We start from the raw sequence: 16,172 nt of genomic DNA, 5'->3' as shown, positions 1-16,172 counted from the left end.
ACAGCGGGGGGCATGACACCCGTCGCCCTGTTCGAACTGGTGCTCGCGCTGCTCGCGGCCGCGCTGGTCCTGTCCCTGGTCGCCGGCCGGCTCGGCCTGCCGCCCGCCGTGGCCCTCGTGGTCGGCGGCATGGCGCTCGCCGTCGCGCCGGGCCTGCCGACCTTCGACCTCGACCCGGACCTGATCATGGTCCTGTTCCTGCCGCCGCTCCTGCTCGAATCGGCCTATTTCACCGTCTGGCGGGATTTTCGCGCCGCGATCGGGCCGATCCTCTCCCTGTCCCTCGGGGCCGTGCTGTTCACGACGCTGGTCGTCGGGGTGGTCGCCCATGCGGTCGCCCCCGGCCTGCCCTGGGCCGCCTGCTTCGCCCTCGGCGCCATCGTCTCGCCGCCGGATGCCGTCTCGGCCAAGGCGGTGCTCGCCCGGGTGACGCTGCCGCGCAAGACCGTCACCGTCCTCGAAGGCGAGAGCCTCGTGAACGACGCCTCCGGCCTCGTGCTCTACCGCTTCGCGGTGGCCGCCGCCCTCACCGGCGCCTTCGACGCCTGGGCGGCGCTCGGCAGCTTCGCGTGGCTCGCCGTGGCGGGCGTGGCGGTGGGCGTCGCCCTCGGCTTCGTCGCCACGTGGGTCGTCGCCCGTCTGCACGATGCCGACGCGGCCACGATCGTCACCTTCCTCGTCTCCTACCTCGCCTATCTGGCGGCGGAGGAGATCCACGCCTCCGGCGTCCTCGCCGTGGTGGCCTGCGGCTTGATGCTCGGCGGGCGCGAGCACGAGACCTTCGATGCCCGCACCCGCACCCATGCGCTGGCCGTGTGGGGCTTCGTGGTCTTCGTGCTGGAGGCGCTGGTCTTCGTGCTGATCGGGCTGGCGCTGCGCGGCGTGCTCGACCGGATGGGCGGCAGCGCGGATGCGCTCATCACCGGCCTGCCCCTGGCGCTGGCGGCGACGCTCACCTGCGTCGCGGCGCGGCTCGCCTGGGTGTTCCCCGCCGTCTACCTGTCGCGGCTGCTGCCCCGGCGCTGGCGGGATTCCTCCCCGGCGCTCCGCCCGGCGATCCCGCTGGTGGTCGGCTGGGCGGGGATGCGCGGGGTCGTGACGCTGGCGGCGGCCCTCGCCCTGCCGCTCGGCTTTCCCGGCCGCGACCCGATCCTGCTCGCCGCCTTCGCGGTGATCCTGTTCACGGTGCTGGTGCAGGGCACGACGCTGGGTCCGCTGATCCGGCGCCTGCGGCTCGATGCGCGCTCAAGCCTGCCGGACGGGCATCTCGACGCCGCCATGGCCCGCGTCGCGGTGAACGAGGCCGGGCTCGCCGCCCTCGAAACCCTGCTGGCCCCCGATTCGGGCGAGCACCGCCACCCGGTGCTGGTGGAGCAGTATCGCCGCCGGGTCTGGGCGACCTCGCGCCTGCGCGACGCGCGCTCCGAGGCCGAACGGGAGCGCGACGCCCATATGGAGGCCGCCCTCGGAGCCGTCCGGGCCGGGCGGGCCGCCCTCGCCTCCCTGCACCGGGAGGGCCGCATCCACGGCTCGGTACTGAGGACCATCGAGGCCGAACTCGACCTCGAGGAATTGCATCTCCGGCGGCTCTCGGGCGAGGCCGCCGGGCATGGCTGAGGCTTAGCGAGCGGCGGCGCAGCCCTCCGGCGTGCCGTAGCTGCCGTAGACGACACGCACCTTGTGCAGACACGCCGGCTTGGCGACCGGGGCGATGGGGGCGACTTCCACCGGCTCGACGCGGAGCGTCGCGGCGGGGATGGGGTCGTCCGAGGTCGCGAGCGCGCGGCTCGCATTCATCACGACGGGGGTCGCGGCCATCGCCGACAGGGCGAGGGTGGCGACGAGGGCAAGGTTACGACGGGCGAACGACTTCCTGGGCAACGTGGTCATGGTCCAATTCCGCAACATTCGGCAGCACATCGGGCGCCGGATAACCCCTGGTTGTGCGAATAACTTGGCTGTGGGGGTCGCGGTTCCGGTCGTCGCAGCAATCTTGACGGTTCGCACCGGCGCCATAGGGCGCGCGCCTCGCCCGCCCCGCCTTGCGCCGACGGCCCCGCTCTCCTAGACCCCCGGCCGAGTCCGAAAGCACCGACCGAGCATGCCGAGCGCCGCGCCCACTCCCAACCGATCCTTCCAGGGGCTGATCCTGGCGCTCCAGACCTACTGGGCGGACAAGGGCTGCGTGATCCTGCAGCCCTACGACATGGAGGTCGGCGCGGGCACGTTCCATCCGGCCACGACCCTGCGGGCGCTGGGGCCGAAGCCGTGGAAGGCGGCCTATGTCCAGCCTTCCCGCCGGCCGAAGGACGGGCGCTACGGCGAGAACCCGAACCGGCTCCAGCACTATTACCAGTTCCAGGTGATCCTGAAGCCGAACCCGCCGAACTTGCAGGAACTCTACCTCGCCTCGCTCGAGGCGATCGGCGTCGACCTCAAGCTGCACGACATCCGCTTCGTGGAGGACGATTGGGAGAGCCCGACGCTGGGCGCCTGGGGCCTCGGCTGGGAATGCTGGTGCGACGGGATGGAGGTGAGCCAGTTCACCTACTTCCAGCAGGTCGCAGGCTTCGAATGCGCCCCCGTGGCGGGGGAACTGACCTACGGCCTCGAACGGCTCGCCATGTACGTGCAGGGCGTCGAGAACGTCTACGACCTCGACTTCAACGGCGCCGAGGGCGAGGACCGCGTCACCTACGGCGACGTCTTCCTTCAGGCCGAGCAGGAATACTCCCGCCACAACTTCGAGGCGGCGGACACGACGATGCTGTTCCGCCAGTTCACCGACGCGGAATCCGCCTGCCGCGCCTATCTTGACGCGGGCGCGCCGAACGAGGGCGAGCGCCACCGCATGGTGCAGCCGGCCTACGACCAGTGCATCAAGGCGAGCCACGTCTTCAACCTGCTCGACGCGCGCGGGGTGATCTCGGTCACGGAGCGCCAGAGCTACATCCTGCGGGTGCGGGAACTCGCCAAGGCCTGCGGCGCGGCGTGGCTGAAGACGGCGGGTGGCGGGGCGTAGGCGGATCCTGGCGCATCGTCAGGTTCGACCCAATCACATTCTCATTTTGAGGGTCTGGCCGGAAAGGCGAAGACCACCCCCGTCTTTGCGAGCGCAGCGAAGCAATCCAGGGATCCGCCAACGTCTTGAAGCGTCCCGCTGCCCTGGATTGCTTCGCTGACGCTCGCAAAGACGGGGCGGGACGGAGAGCCGCTTAGGCTTCTCGTCCAGACACTCAGGATGAGGTGATGGGCTGGAGCGAGCCCAAGTGGAGCCCCGGCGGAGCCCAAGTGGAGCCCCTTGGGCCTTCATGCGTTGCAGCCCCGCCAACCGGCGCGCTCCGGCGCGTGCGCAGACGCGGGAACCGACTCATGAAGAAGACCAGCCTCGCCCTCGGCGCCGTCCTGCTCGGCCTTGCCCCGGCACTTGCCGCCGAACCCGGCCCGGAGGCCGTGGTGAAGAAGCTCTATGCCGAGCCGCACCCGAATCACTCGGCCGTCTACACCAAGCGCCTGCAGGGGCTGTTCGACGCGGACGCGAAGCAGGCGAACGGCGCCACCGGCAACCTCGATTTCGATTATCGCCTGAACGGCGAGCCGATGAAGCCCGACACCGTGAAGGCCCTGACCTTCAAGGAGGCCACCGAGGGCAAGGACCAGGCGAAGGTCACGGTCCAGCGCAAGGGCGGCGACGGCGCGAAATCCATCGTCTACGATCTCGTGCGCGAGGATGGGGCGTGGCGGGTCTCCGACGCCCACTCCATCGGCGACCGGAAGTGGCAGCTCTCCACCATCCTGAAGGGCGAGGCGCGCTGACGCCGGCCTGAGCCCTCGACAGGGGTGCGGCGCGGCGATATGGCCGCGCCATGCCCGACCTCCTGCTCGAACTCCGCTCGGAAGAGATCCCCGCCCGCATGCAGCGGCGCGCGGCCGAGGATCTCCGGAAGCTCGTCACCGACGCCCTCGTGGCGCGCGGCTTCCTCTACGAGGGCGCCAAGGCCTTCGCGACGCCCCGCCGCCTCGCCCTCCACGTCGCTGGCCTGCCGGCGCGCGGCGAGGCCGTTCGCGAGGAGCGGCGCGGCCCCCGCGTCGGCGCCCCCGAGGCCGCGATCCAGGGCTTCCTGAAGAGCGCCGGCCTGACGAGCCTCGATCAGGCGACCACGATCACCGACCCGAAGAAGGGCGAGTTCTACCTCGCGGTGATCGAGAAGGCCGGGCGCGAGACGCTGGACGTTCTCGCCGAGATCCTGCCGGAGATCGTCAAGGGCTTCCCCTGGCCGAAGGCGATGCGCTGGGGCGCCGCCTCGGCCCAGCCCGGCGCCTTGCGCTGGGTGCGCCCGCTGCAATCCATCGTGGCGACCTTCGGCCCCGAGACCGAGACGCCGGAGGTGGTCCCCTTCACGGTCGGCGGCATCACGGCCGGCACCACGACCTACGGCCACCGTTTCCTGGCGCCGGGCCCCATCGAGGTCCGCCGCTTCGACGACTACATCCAGGCCCTGGAGAAGGCGAAGGTCATCCTCGACGCCGACCGGCGCAAGGACGTGATCCTGCACGACGCCCGCGACCTCGCCTTCGCCCGCGGCCTCGAACTGGTCGAGGACGAGGGCCTGCTGGAAGAGGTCGCCGGGCTGGTCGAATGGCCGGTCGTGCTCCTCGGCTCCTTCGACGAGGCGTTCCTCGACATCCCAGCCGAGGCGATCCGGGCCACGATCCGCGCCAACCAGAAGTGCTTCGTGCTGCGGAAGTCCGGCTCGGAGGAACTGGCGCCGGCCTTCATCCTGGTCTCGAATTTGATGGCCAGCGACGGCGGCCTCGCCATCACCGCCGGCAACGAGCGGGTGGTGCGGGCGCGGCTCTCGGACGCCAAGTTCTTCTGGGAGACCGACAAGGCGATCCGGCTGGAAGACCGCCTGCCGAAGCTCGACAGCATCGTCTTCCACGAAAAGCTCGGGACGCAGGGGCAGCGGGTCGCGCGCATCGCGGCGCTCGCCAAGGAGCTGGCGCCCCTCGTCGGCGCCGACCCGGCGCTCGCCGAGCAGGCGGCGCGGCTGGCCAAGGCCGACCTCGTCACCGAGATGGTCGGCGAGTTCCCCGAGTTGCAGGGCCTGATGGGCGCGAAATACGCCGCGCTGGAAGGCCTTCCGCCCAGCGTCGCGACGGCGATCGAGGATCACTACAAGCCGCTCGGCCCCTCCGACCGGGTGCCGAGCGACCCCGTCGCCATCGCCGTGGCGCTCGCCGACAAGCTCGACACGCTGGTCGGCTTCTGGGCCATCGACGAGAAGCCCACGGGCAGCAAGGATCCCTATGCGCTGCGCCGGGCGGCTCTGGGAGTCGTCCGGCTGATCCTCGACCGGGCTTTGCGCCTGCGCCTGCTCGACCGGTTCGCCGCGGCCGATCGCGGTCTGGCCGAGCGGGCCGGGGCCGATCCGGCGGACCTCCTCGCCTTCTTCGCCGACCGCCTGAAGATCACCCTGCGGGACATGGGCGCCCGGCACGACCTCGTGGACGCGGTCTTCGCCCTGCCCGGCCAGGACGACCTCCTGCTCATCGCCCGCCGGGTCGAGGCGCTGCAGAAATTCTTGGAGACCGAGGACGGGAAGAACCTGCTCGCGGGCTACAAGCGCGCGGCCAACATCCTGCGCATCGAGGAGAAGAAGGACGGCCGCGCCTACGACGCCGAACCCGATGCCGCCTTGGCCGCCCAGGGCGAGCCGGCCGAGCGGGCGCTGGCCGAGGCCTTGCAGACGGCCCGCGCCGAGGCATCGAAGGCCGTCGCGGCCGAGGATTTCGCCGGTGCCATGCGGGCGCTCTCGACGCTGCGCGCCCCGGTCGATGCCTTCTTCACGGACGTCACCGTGAACGCGGAGGATTCCAGGCTCCGCGAGAACCGCCTGGCGCTCCTCAACGCGCTCCGCGCCGCCACGCGGGAGGTCGCGGACTTCTCGAAGATCGAGGGGTAGGCCAGCCCATTCCCCCGCCCTCGCCGTCATTGCGAGCGTCAGCGAAGCAATCCAGGGCAGCAGGCCGCTTCCGAACGTGGCGCTGCCCTGGATTGCTTCGCTCCGCTCGCAACGACGAGAAGGAGGCGTGCGGTCCCCGGGGGCCTCGGGCCCGCGCCGCCCTCACCCGTGATCGTGCCCGTGCCCGTCATGCTCGGGCAGGGTCAGGCCGAAATGGCTCACGAGATCCTGCACCTGCCCCGGTGACAGGTGGCGCGGGTTGAGGTTGCGCAGGAGGAGGTAGAGCTTGGCCGTCTCCTCTAGTTCCTCCGTGGCGAAGACCGCCGCCTCCAGGCTGTCGCCCGCCACCACCGGCCCGTGGTTGGCCAGCAGCACGGAGGAATAGCGCCCGGCGAGCCCCCGGATCGCGTCCGCGACCGCCGGGTCGCCGGGGCGGAAGTAGGGGACCAGCGCCGTGCCCCCGGTGCGCATCAGGTAATAGGGCGTCATCGGCGGCAGCACCGCCTTCGGGTCGATCTCCGGCAGCATCGACACCGCCACCGCGTGCGTCGAGTGCAGGTGGACGATGGCCTTCGCGCTCCCCCGGCTCTCGTAGAGGGCGGTGTGGAGGGGGATTTCCTTCGTCGGCTTGTCGCCGGACAGGAGCCGCCCTGACCCGTCGAGGCGGGAGATCCGCGCCGGGTCGAGGAAGCCCAGGGAGGCGTTGGTCGGCGTCACCAGCCAGCCGCCGTCGGGTAGGCGCAGCGAGATGTTGCCGGAGGAACCCGGCGTCAACCCGCGCTCGAACAGGGAGCGGCCGTAGCGGCAGATCTCCTCGCGCAGGCGGGTTTCCTCGCTCATGCGGTGGCTCCTTCGATGAGGTCGAATCCGAGATCGATCCGGGCCGGGCCGTCGCCCGTGAGGCAGGCGGCGGCCGCGCGCCCGATGGCGAGGCGCGGGGTGCGGATCGTCGAGAGGGGTTGGGGCATCGCCTCCGTGAAGTCGAGGCCGTTGAAGCCGAAGAGGGCGATCCGCCCCGGCACCGAAAGCCCCGCCGCGAGGCAGGCGAACCAGCCGCCGAGCGCCATGTCGTCGTTGGCGAAATACACCGCGTCGAGGTCCGGGTGGCGCGCCAGCAGCGCCTCGAACCCCGCCCGGCCCATGGCGGCCGAGGAGCGGCCCTCTCGGACCTCCCGCCCCACGAGGGACAGGCCGGCCTCCGCCAGCACCGCTTCGAAGGCCGCGAGGCGCTTGCCGCCCCGCCGGTCGCTCCCCGGATCGAGGCCGATATAGCCGATCCGCCGGTAGCCCCGGGCCAGGAGGTGCCGGGCGCTCGCCTCCCCCGCCGCCCGGTTCGAGAAGCCGACCACCCGGTCGATCCCCTCCCCGTCCGTGTCGATCATCTCGACCACGCGGACCCCCGCCGCGCGGGCGAGCGTCACCGTACCGGGATTGTGCTCCAGCCCGGTGAGCAGCAGCGCCTCGGGCCGCCACGACAGCAGCGCGGCAACCAGCGCCTCCTCCCGGTCGGGATCGTATTCGCTGACGCCGACGACGCTCTGCATCCCCGTGCCGTCGAGGGCTGCCGTGAGGCCGCGCAGCAGGTCCGGGAACACGATGTTGGCGAGCGAGGGGATCACCACCCCGACGAGGCCCGACCCCGTGCCCGCCCCGCCTCCGGCGAGGCTCCCCGCCAGCCGGTTCGGCACGTAGCCGAGGCGGGCCACGGCCTCCGCGACCCGCTCCCTGGCGCGCTTCGAGGACGAGCCGTGGTTGCGCAGCACCCGCGAGACCGTGCTCTCCCCGACGCCCGCCGCGCGGGCCACGTCGCTGAGCGTCACGAGCCGTCCCGGCGGGTCGAACCCTGCCATCCCTGCACCCTCCCGGCGCCCTTCCCCAGGATCGGCATACAGGGCTGCATTTTGTTTCACAACAGAATTGGCAGCGCTGCCAAAGCGAGATATAGCGCGATTCACAGCCGCCCCTTGAGCGGCGGAACGGGCCTTCCCACGAGGGAGGCGAGGGAGGAAACACGATGCCAGTGCAGGCCGCCGCGGCGCCGGGGAGCGCCGCGTCCAGCGACAAGAGCTTCATCGACAAGACCTACGCCAAGGTCTTCTGGCGGCTCGTGCCGTTCCTGATGCTCTGCTACATCGTCGCCTATCTCGACCGGGTGAATGTCGGCTTCGCCAAGCTGCAGATGTCGAAGGAACTCGGCTTCTCCGAGACGGCCTACGGCCTCGGCGCGGGCATCTTCTTCCTCGGCTATTTCCTGTTCGAGGTGCCTTCGAACGTCATTCTCCACCGGGTCGGCGCGCGGGTCTGGATCGCGCGGATCATGATCACCTGGGGGCTGATCTCCGGGGCGTTCGTGTTCGTGAACTCGGAGACGAGCTTCTACGCGATGCGCTTCCTCCTCGGGCTGGCCGAGGCCGGCTTCTATCCGGGCGTCATCCTCTACGTGACCTCGTGGTTCCCCTCTCACCGCCGGGCGCGGGTGATCACCGTGTTCATGGCGGCGATCCCGGTCTCGGGCGTGTTCGGCAACCCGCTCTCGGGCTGGATCATGGACACGTTCCACGAGACGCACGGCCTCTCCGGCTGGCAGTGGATGTTCCTGATCGAGGCGATCCCCGCCGTCCTCGTCGGCATCGCGGTGCTGCTCTACCTCGACAACCGCCCCTCCGAGGCGAAGTGGCTGAACTCCGCCGAGCGGCAGGTGCTGGAGCGCGACATCGCCGCCGAGGAGCGCACCAAGACCGACAGCCCGCACTCGATCGCCACCGTGTTCCGCAATGGCCGCGTGTGGTTCATGAGCCTGATCTACTTCCTGTTCGTGGCCGGGCAGTACGGGCTGGCCTTCTGGGTGCCGACCATCGTCAAGGCCTCGGGCATCCAGGGCAATTTCCATATCGGCCTCGTGAGCGCGATCCCGTTCCTCGTCGCCACGGTGACGATGGTGGCCCTCGGCCGCAGCGCCGACCATTTTCGCGAGCGCCGCTGGCACCTCATCATCCCGGCGCTGATCGGCGCCGTGGGCTTCACGGTCTCGGCGTCGAGCACCGACACGGTGGTCGCCATCGCGGCGCTCTCGGTGGCGGCGGGCGGCGTGCTCGCCTGCTCGCCCCTGTTCTGGTCGCTGCCGACCGCCTTCCTCAGCGGCGCGGGCGCGGCGGCGGGCATCGCGCTCATCAACTCGGTGGGCAACCTCGCGGGCTTCGCCGGCCCCTACGCCATCGGGGCGCTGCGCGACTACACCGGCAGCACCGCCGCCGGCATGTACGTGCTGGCCGTGACGCTGGTCCTCGGCGCGGCCTGCGTGTTCGTGGTGCCGCCCCGCCTCGTGAACAAGTGAGGAGCCCGCGATGACGGACACCAGACAGCGCCGCGCGGCGGTGATCGGCCTGGGCTCGATGGGCTCAGGGATGGCGGCCTCGCTCCTGCGCGCGGGCTTTTCCGTCGCGGCCTGCGACGTGAACCCAGAGGCGGTCGCCCGCTTCCGGGAGGCCGGCGGCGAGGCGGCGTCCAGCCCCGCCGAGGCGGCGAAGGGTGCCGCCGTGGTGGTCGCGGTGGTGGTGAACGCCGCCCAGACCGAGGCGGTGCTGTTCGGGCCGGACGGCGCGGCGGCGGCGATGCCGGAGGGGGCGGTGTTCGTCTCCTCCGCGACCATGGACCCGGCGGTCGCCCGTCGCCTCGCGGCCCGGCTGGAGGAGACCGGCCGGCATTATCTCGACGCGCCGATGAGCGGCGGCGCCGCGCGCGCCGCCGAGGGGGAACTGACCTTTCTCGCCTCGGGCTCGCAGTCGGCGTTCGCGGGGGCGCGGGACGCCCTCACCGCCATGGCCGGCACGGTCTACGAACTCGGCGACGAGGCGGGGCAAGGCGCGGCGTTCAAGATGATCAACCAGCTGCTGGCGGGGGTGCACATCGCCGCCGCCTGCGAGGCGATGAGCTTCGCGGCCAAGCAGGGCCTCGACCTCCGCCGCGTCTACGAGGTGATCACGAAGTCGGCCGGCAATTCGTGGATGTTCGAGAACCGGGTGCCGCACATCCTCGACGCGGATTACTCCCCGAAGAGCGCCGTCGACATCTTCGTGAAGGACCTCGGCATCGTGCAGGACATGGCGCGGGCGGAGAAGTACCCGGTGCCGGTGGCGGCGGCCGCCCTGCAGATGTTCCTGATGGCCTCCGGCTCCGGCATGGGCCGGGACGACGACGCCTCCGTGGCAAGGCTCTACGCGCAGGTCTCCGGGGCGAGGCTGCCGGAAGCCGGATAGCCCCCGGCCTCCCCTGCACCACCCTCATCCTGAGGTGTCGGTGCAAAGCGGCGGCCTCGAAGGAGGGCTCCAGGGATCGCGGAGCCTTCTGGAGCCCTCCTTCGAGGCGGCTGACGCCGCACCTCAGGATGAGGGAGAGGGAGGGAGGAGGCTGGGAAAACCATCGCGTTCGGTCCCGCCGTCATCGCGAGCGCAGCGAAGCGACCCAGGGCAGCGGGCCGCTTCCGACCATGGCGCTGCCCTGGATTGCTTCGCTCCGCTCGCAAGGACGGAAGCGGTTGAGAGAAGGTCCCCAGAAAATGCCCCGCTTCGCCGCCAACCTCACGATGATGTTCAACGAGGTGCCGTTCCTCGACCGGTTCGAGGCCGCCGCCAAGGCGGGGTTCGTGGCGGTGGAGTTCCTGTTCCCCTACGAGCATCCGCCGGAGGCCATCGCCGAGCGCCTCCGCGCGAACGGCCTGACCCAGGCGCTGTTCAACATGCCGCCGGGGGATTTCGCCAGCGGCGAGCGGGGGTTGGCGGCATTTCCTCACCGGTTCGATGAAGTGAAGGCGGGGGTCGACACGGCCCTCCGCTACGCCGAAGCGACGGGCGTGAAGCGCCTGCACCTGATGGCCGGGCTCGCCGACCCGGCAGATCCCAAGGCCCGCGACGCCTACCGGATGGCCGTGGCCTACGCCGCCGGCAAGCTCGCCCCGGCCGGGCTCGATCTCGTGCTGGAGCCGATCAACGGCCGGAACATGCCGGGCTATTTCCTGAATGATTTCGGGGCGGCGGCTTCGCTGATCCGGGAGCTGGCCCTGCCGAACCTGAAGCTCCAGTTCGACCTCTACCATTGCCAGATCCTGCACGGCGACGTGACCATGCGCCTGCGCGATCTGATGCCGATGATCGGCCACGTGCAGACCGCGAGCGTGCCCGACCGGCATGAGCCCGGCACCGGCGAGATGGACGACGCGTTCCTCTTCGCGGAACTCGACCGGCTCGGCTACGACGGGTTCGTCGGCTGCGAATACATCCCGGCGGGGAACACCGAGGCGGGTCTCGGCTGGTTCGCCCCCTACAGGAAGGCCTGACCCCGATGACGCTCGCCCTCGGTTGCGTCGCCGACGACTATACCGGCGCCTCGGACCTCGCGAACACCCTGACCAAGGCGGGCCTGCGCACGGTCCAGACCATCGGTATCCCAAGCCCCGACCTCTCCCTGCCGGAGACGGATGCGGTGGTCGTCGCGCTCAAGAGCCGCTCGATCCCGGCGCCGGAGGCCGTCGCCCGCTCGCGCGAGGCGGAATCCTGGCTGCGCCAGCGGGGCGCAGCGCATGTGATGTTCAAGGTCTGCTCGACCTTCGACTCGACGGACGAGGGCAATATCGGCCCCGTCACCGATGCCCTGCGGGAGGCGGCGGGCGAGGCCATCGCCCTCGTCACCCCCGCCTTCCCGGAGACGGGCCGCAGCGTCTACCAGGGCAACCTGTTCGTCGGGGCCATGCCGCTGAACGAGAGCCCGCTGAAGGACCACCCCCTCAACCCGATGCGTGACGCCAACCTCGTGCGGGTGCTGGCCCGCCAGAGCCGGAGCGGGGTCGGGCTCATCGACATCGCCACCGTCGCGAAGGGGCCGGAGGCCGTCGCCGCCCGGCTCGACGCGCTCGCCGCCGAGGGCAAGGGCGCGGCCATCGCCGACGCGATCTTCGACCACGATCTCGAAACGCTCGGCCGCGCCATCGTCGGGCGGCGGTTTTCGGTGGGCGCCTCGGGCCTCGGCCTGGGTCTCGCCCGCGCCCTGGCAGAGGATGGACGGGGCACCCGCGACGCGGCCGGCGCCGCCGTGGGTGAGCCGGTCGGCGGCCATGCCGCCTGCCTCGCCGGAAGCTGCTCGCAGGCGACCCTCGGGCAGGTCGCGGCGGCAGAGGCCCTGATGCCGGTGCTGCGCCTCGAGGCCGGGCGGCTGCTGTCCGAGCCGGAGGCGGTGGTGGCCGAGGCGCTGGCCTTCGCCCGCGAGCGGATCGCGCAAGGCCCGGTGCTGATCGCCTCCTCCGCCGAGCCGGCGGCGGTCCGCGCGCTCCAATCCCGCCACGGCTCGGAAGCCGCCGGCCATGCCGTCGAGGCGGCCCTCTCGGCCATCGCCGAGGGCCTGGTCGCGGCGGGCGTGCGGCGCCTCGTGATCGCCGGGGGCGAGACCTCCGGCGCCTGCGTCGACCGCCTCGGCCTGCGCGCCTTCCTCGTCGGGCCGGAGATCGCCGCCGGCGTGCCGGTGCTGCGCAGCGCCGGCCGCCCGGAGCCGATGCTGCTCGCCCTCAAGTCGGGGAATTTCGGCGGCCCCGACTTCTTCGCCCGCGCCCTCGACATGATGCAGTGAGGTTTCGATGCACGCTCTGATCCTCGGTGCCGCCGGCATGATCGGCCGGCGCCTCGTCGATGCCCTCGTGGAGACGGGGCAAGTCGGCGGTCAGCCGCTCACGGGGCTGACGCTCCTCGATGTGGTCGCCCCCTCGGCGCCCGAGGGCGTGCCCGGCCCGGTGCGCGCGGAGGCCGCGGACCTGTCGGTGCCCGGCGCCGCCGAGGCGGCGATCCGCGACCGGCCGGAGGTGATCTTCCATCTCGCGGCGGTGGTCTCCGGCGAGGCGGAGGCAAATTTCGACCTCGGTTACCGCGTGAACCTCGACGCCACGCGCTTCCTGTTCGAGGCGATCCGCGCCATCGAGGGTTACCGGCCGAAGGTGGTGTTCACCTCCTCGCTCGCCGTGTTCGGCCCGCCCTTCCCGGGGGTGATCCCCGACGATTACATCCTGCGCCCGGCGACCTCCTACGGCACGCAGAAGGCGATGGGCGAGATGCTCCTGGCCGATTATTCGCGCCGGGGCATCTTCGACGGCATCGGCCTGCGCCTGCCGACGATCTGCGTGCGGCCGGGCAAGCCGAACAAGGCGGCCTCGGGGTTTTTCTCCGGCATCATCCGCGAACCGCTGGCCGGGCAGGAAGCCCGCCTGCCGGTGCCGGATACGGTGCGGCACTGGTTCGCGAGCCCGGCGGCGGCTGTGGGCTTCCTCACCCATGCGGCGGCTCTCGACCTCACGCGCCTCGGCACCCGCCGGAGCCTGACCATGCCGGGCGTCTCGGCGACGGTGGCCGAGGAGATCGAGGCCCTGCGCCGGGCGGCCGGCGACAAGGCGGTCGCCTTGATCCGCCGGGAGCCCGACGAGGCGGTGATGCGCATCGTCGAGACATGGCCTGCCGCGTTCGACACCCAGGCCGCCACTGACCTGGGCTTCCAGGCAGACGCCTCGTTCGACGCCATCGTGGCCCAGCACATCGCCGAGTTCCACGGGGGGTGAGGGGGGCTGAGTCCACCCTTCCTCCTTCATCGTCATTGCGAGCGAAGCGAAGCAATCCAGGGAAGCGGGACGTTTCCGACCGTAGCGCTGCTGGATTGCTTCACTGCGTTCGCAATGACGGTGCAGGGGATAGCCGCCTCGCGCGCACCCTCACGATTGTATTGACAGCCCTTCTTCCAGACTGTCGTAGAACGCTTTGTCCGCCTTGAGGCCGGTCTTGGGGTAGCGTGCCAACTCGTCCTGGATCGGCCGGATGCGCTCGGCGAGCGTCTTGCCGGTCCGCGCCAGTTCGTGCACCAACGCGACCCGCACCGCCTCGGCCTTGCTCACGCCCGTCCGCGATGCCAATTTCTCGGCAAGCTGATCGACCTCGTCGCTGGCGATGGTGAGCGGCATGGCTGCCTCCGTGATGAGCGGGAAAAACGTAAGCCAGCCCGACCCTTGCCGCAAGCACACCAGAAATTGAGAGAACCCGGATGACCCGCCTCGACGAGGCCCGCGCCGCGCTGAAGGAAACCTTCGGCTACGAGGATTTCCGGCCCGGCCAGGACGAGGTGATCGGCGCGGTCCTCGACGGGCAGGACGTGTTCGCCGTGATGCCCACCGGCTCCGGCAAGTCGATGACCTACCAATTGCCGGCCCTGGTCGATGCCGGGCTCACCGTGGTGGTCTCGCCGCTGATCGCCCTGATGCACGATCAGGTGCAGCAGATGCGTAGCGTCGGCATCCCGGCGGCGACCCTCAACTCCACCGTGCCGGAGGCCGAATCCCGCGAGGCGTGGCGGGCGATCCGCAGCGGCGCGATGCGGCTCCTGTTCGTCTCCCCGGAACGCCTGCTCATGGACGGCTGCATGGAGGCCCTGCGCGGGGCTGGCGTCCAGCGGCTCGCCGTGGACGAGGCGCATTGCGTCTCGCAATGGGGCCACGACTTCCGCCCGGAATACCGGGAGATCGCCCGCGCCCGCGAGGCTTTGGGCAATGTCCAGACCGTGGCGCTCACCGCCACCGCCGACGCGGCCACCCGCGCCGAGATCGCTGAGCGCCTGTTCCCCGAGGGGCGGCACCCGCGGATCTTCGTCCATTCCTTCGACCGGCCGAACATCCGCCTGACCTTCCAGCCGAAGGACAACCCGTCCCGGCAGATCGAGCGGTTCCTGCGGCACCGCCGGTCCGAGAGCGGCATCATCTATTGCTCGTCGCGCAAGCGCACGGAGCAACTGGCCGAAACGCTCAGCAAGGACGGGTTCACCGCCCTGCCCTACCATGCCGGCCTCGACCAGGGGACGCGGGCGCGCAACCAGGACCGCTTCCTCCAGGAGGACGGGATGGTGATGACCGCCACCGTCGCCTTCGGCATGGGCATCAACAAGCCCGACGTGCGCTTCGTCATCCATGCCGACATGCCGACCAACGTGGAAGGCTACTATCAGGAGATCGGCCGCGCCGGCCGCGACGGCCTGCCCGCCGACACGCTGACCCTCTACGGCCTCGACGATATGGCGCTGCGCCGCCGCCAGATCGACGAGAAGGAGATCTCCGACGAGCGCCGCCGGGTCGAGCGGCGCAAGCTCGAGGCAATGATTTCGCTCTGCGAGGGCGCGTCCTGCCGGCGGCAATCGCTGCTCGCCTATTTCGGTGAGACCAGCGGGCGCTGCGGCCGCTGCGACCTGTGCCGCGACGGGGTGGAACTGGTGGACGGGACCGTGCCGGCGCAGAAGCTGCTCTCGGCCATCGTGCGCACCGGCCAGCGCTTCGGCGCGGCCTATGTCTGCGACGTGGTGCACGGAAAGGAGAGCGATCCGATCCGCCGCAACGGCCATGACGGGCTGAAGACCTTTGGGGTCGGCGCGGACAAGCCGGTGGCGGCGTGGCGGGCGATCCTGCGCCAGCTCTTCGCCGCCGGGGCGGTGGCCGAGAACGCCGACGGCTACGGCGGCCTCAGCCTCACCGAGAAGGGCACGGAGATCCTCTACGGGCGCGAGCCGATCACCCTGCGGCCGGACCCCGAGCCCAAGCCCGAATCCCGCGAGCGCCGCCGCACCGCCCCCCGTGCCGCCGAGGAGATGGGCCTGCCCGAGGCGGACGAGGCGCTGTTCCAGCATCTGCGTGGTCTGCGCGCGACCATCGCCCGGGCAGAGGGAATCGCCGCCTTCATGGTCTTCCCCGACCGGACGCTTATCGAGATGGCCCGCCAGAAACCCGTCGATCTCTGGGCGATGCGCAGCATCCACGGCGTCGGCGAGCGCAAGCGCGAGGCCTACGGCGATCGATTCGCCGTAGCGATCAAGGATTTCCTGAGCCACGCGGCGGGGACATAGGTTCCCCTCTCCCCGCCTGCGGGGAGAGGGCCGCGACGACCCCGTCGTCGGCGCGGCAAGGCGGCAGCCGAGGGTGAGGGGGCTCGCCGGTGGAGTCTCATCCTGTGAGCCCCCTCACCGCCACTCCGGCTTCGCCTTCGCTTCCCGTTTGCACGACGAGGTGCAAACGGGCCTCTCCCCGCCAGCGGGGAGAGGGGACGCCCGCCACCGCACCGGCAAAACCCTCACAGACCCACCCGATTGGACCGGATCGGTCCCCCGCCGTTCACATCAGAGACAGCCTGGATGTTGCATCGC

The 16,172-nt window shown here is 70.9% G+C and carries 14 protein-coding genes; 10 read left to right on the top strand and 4 right to left on the bottom strand.

Translation table 11 applies throughout. The annotated features are described in order from the left end of the window. The first annotated feature begins 12 nt into the window (after positions 1-12). Complete coding sequence (locus ACS5Q7_RS11425) at positions 13-1,617, top strand: Na+/H+ antiporter (protein WP_478339433.1); 1,605 nt, start codon at positions 13-15, stop codon at positions 1,615-1,617. A 3-nt stretch (positions 1,618-1,620) separates the two neighbouring features. Here ACS5Q7_RS11425 and ACS5Q7_RS11420 read toward each other — a convergent pair whose 3' ends face one another. Then, positions 1,621-1,890: a hypothetical protein gene (locus tag ACS5Q7_RS11420; RefSeq protein ID WP_478339432.1), complete on the bottom strand. Its 270-nt coding sequence runs from the start codon at positions 1,888-1,890 to the stop codon at positions 1,621-1,623. A gap of 211 nt (positions 1,891-2,101) precedes the next feature. Between ACS5Q7_RS11420 and ACS5Q7_RS11415 the strand changes: the two genes are divergently transcribed. The 3 genes from ACS5Q7_RS11415 (at position 2,102) to glyS (ending at position 5,966) form a co-directional block, all read left to right on the top strand. Further along, positions 2,102-3,022, top strand: coding sequence for a glycine--tRNA ligase subunit alpha (locus ACS5Q7_RS11415; protein WP_478339431.1), 921 nt, complete (start codon positions 2,102-2,104; stop codon positions 3,020-3,022). A 350-nt stretch (positions 3,023-3,372) separates the two neighbouring features. Continuing rightward, positions 3,373-3,816 (top strand): hypothetical protein, encoded by a 444-nt coding sequence (locus ACS5Q7_RS11410; protein WP_478339430.1) that lies wholly within the window; start codon positions 3,373-3,375, stop codon positions 3,814-3,816. 50 nt (positions 3,817-3,866) lie between these two features. Continuing rightward, positions 3,867-5,966 carry a glycine--tRNA ligase subunit beta gene (gene glyS / locus ACS5Q7_RS11405; protein ID WP_478339429.1) on the top strand — a complete coding sequence of 700 codons (2,100 nt, stop codon included), beginning with the start codon at positions 3,867-3,869 and terminating at the stop codon, positions 5,964-5,966. A 162-nt stretch (positions 5,967-6,128) separates the two neighbouring features. On the opposite strand, the gene otnC is transcribed toward glyS, so the two are convergent. After that, positions 6,129-6,806, bottom strand: coding sequence for a 3-oxo-tetronate 4-phosphate decarboxylase (gene otnC, locus ACS5Q7_RS11400; protein WP_478339428.1), 678 nt, complete (start codon positions 6,804-6,806; stop codon positions 6,129-6,131). Next, positions 6,803-7,816: a LacI family DNA-binding transcriptional regulator gene (locus ACS5Q7_RS11395; RefSeq protein WP_478339427.1), complete on the bottom strand. Its 1,014-nt coding sequence runs from the start codon at positions 7,814-7,816 to the stop codon at positions 6,803-6,805. Before ACS5Q7_RS11395 ends, otnC begins: the two co-directional genes overlap by 4 nt. 164 nt (positions 7,817-7,980) lie before the next feature. Here ACS5Q7_RS11395 and ACS5Q7_RS11390 point away from each other — a divergent pair, with 164 nt between their 5' ends. The 5 genes from ACS5Q7_RS11390 to denD all read left to right on the top strand — a co-directional run bounded on the left by ACS5Q7_RS11390 (position 7,981) and on the right by denD (position 13,557). Next, positions 7,981-9,300: an MFS transporter gene (locus ACS5Q7_RS11390; protein WP_478339426.1), complete on the top strand. Its 1,320-nt coding sequence runs from the start codon at positions 7,981-7,983 to the stop codon at positions 9,298-9,300. 10 nt (positions 9,301-9,310) lie between these two features. Beyond that, on the top strand, positions 9,311-10,222 hold the full coding sequence (gene ltnD, locus ACS5Q7_RS11385) for an L-threonate dehydrogenase (protein ID WP_478339425.1): 912 nt from the start codon (positions 9,311-9,313) through the stop codon (positions 10,220-10,222). Positions 10,223-10,521: 299 nt separating this feature from the next. Then, positions 10,522-11,298: a 2-oxo-tetronate isomerase gene (gene otnI / locus ACS5Q7_RS11380; protein WP_478339424.1), complete on the top strand. Its 777-nt coding sequence runs from the start codon at positions 10,522-10,524 to the stop codon at positions 11,296-11,298. Positions 11,299-11,303: 5 nt separating this feature from the next. Then, the gene (otnK, locus tag ACS5Q7_RS11375) at positions 11,304-12,581 is read left to right on the top strand and encodes a 3-oxo-tetronate kinase (protein WP_478339423.1); all 1,278 of its coding nucleotides are present in this window, start codon (positions 11,304-11,306) and stop codon (positions 12,579-12,581) included. Between the two features lie 7 nt (positions 12,582-12,588). Continuing rightward, positions 12,589-13,557: a D-erythronate dehydrogenase gene (gene denD, locus ACS5Q7_RS11370; RefSeq protein ID WP_478339422.1), complete on the top strand. Its 969-nt coding sequence runs from the start codon at positions 12,589-12,591 to the stop codon at positions 13,555-13,557. Positions 13,558-13,707: 150 nt separating this feature from the next. Here the strand turns inward: denD and ACS5Q7_RS11365 are convergent, their stop codons facing one another. Next, positions 13,708-13,953, bottom strand: coding sequence for a type II toxin-antitoxin system VapB family antitoxin (locus ACS5Q7_RS11365; protein ID WP_478339421.1), 246 nt, complete (start codon positions 13,951-13,953; stop codon positions 13,708-13,710). Between the two features lie 80 nt (positions 13,954-14,033). Between ACS5Q7_RS11365 and recQ the strand changes: the two genes are divergently transcribed. Further along, the gene (recQ, locus tag ACS5Q7_RS11360; protein ID WP_478339420.1) at positions 14,034-15,875 is read left to right on the top strand and encodes a DNA helicase RecQ; all 1,842 of its coding nucleotides are present in this window, start codon (positions 14,034-14,036) and stop codon (positions 15,873-15,875) included. The last annotated feature ends 297 nt before the right edge of the window (positions 15,876-16,172 follow it).

This window comes from Methylobacterium sp. Gmos3 (assembly GCF_056430985.1).
This window is presented reverse-complemented; position numbering and strand designations above follow the sequence as displayed.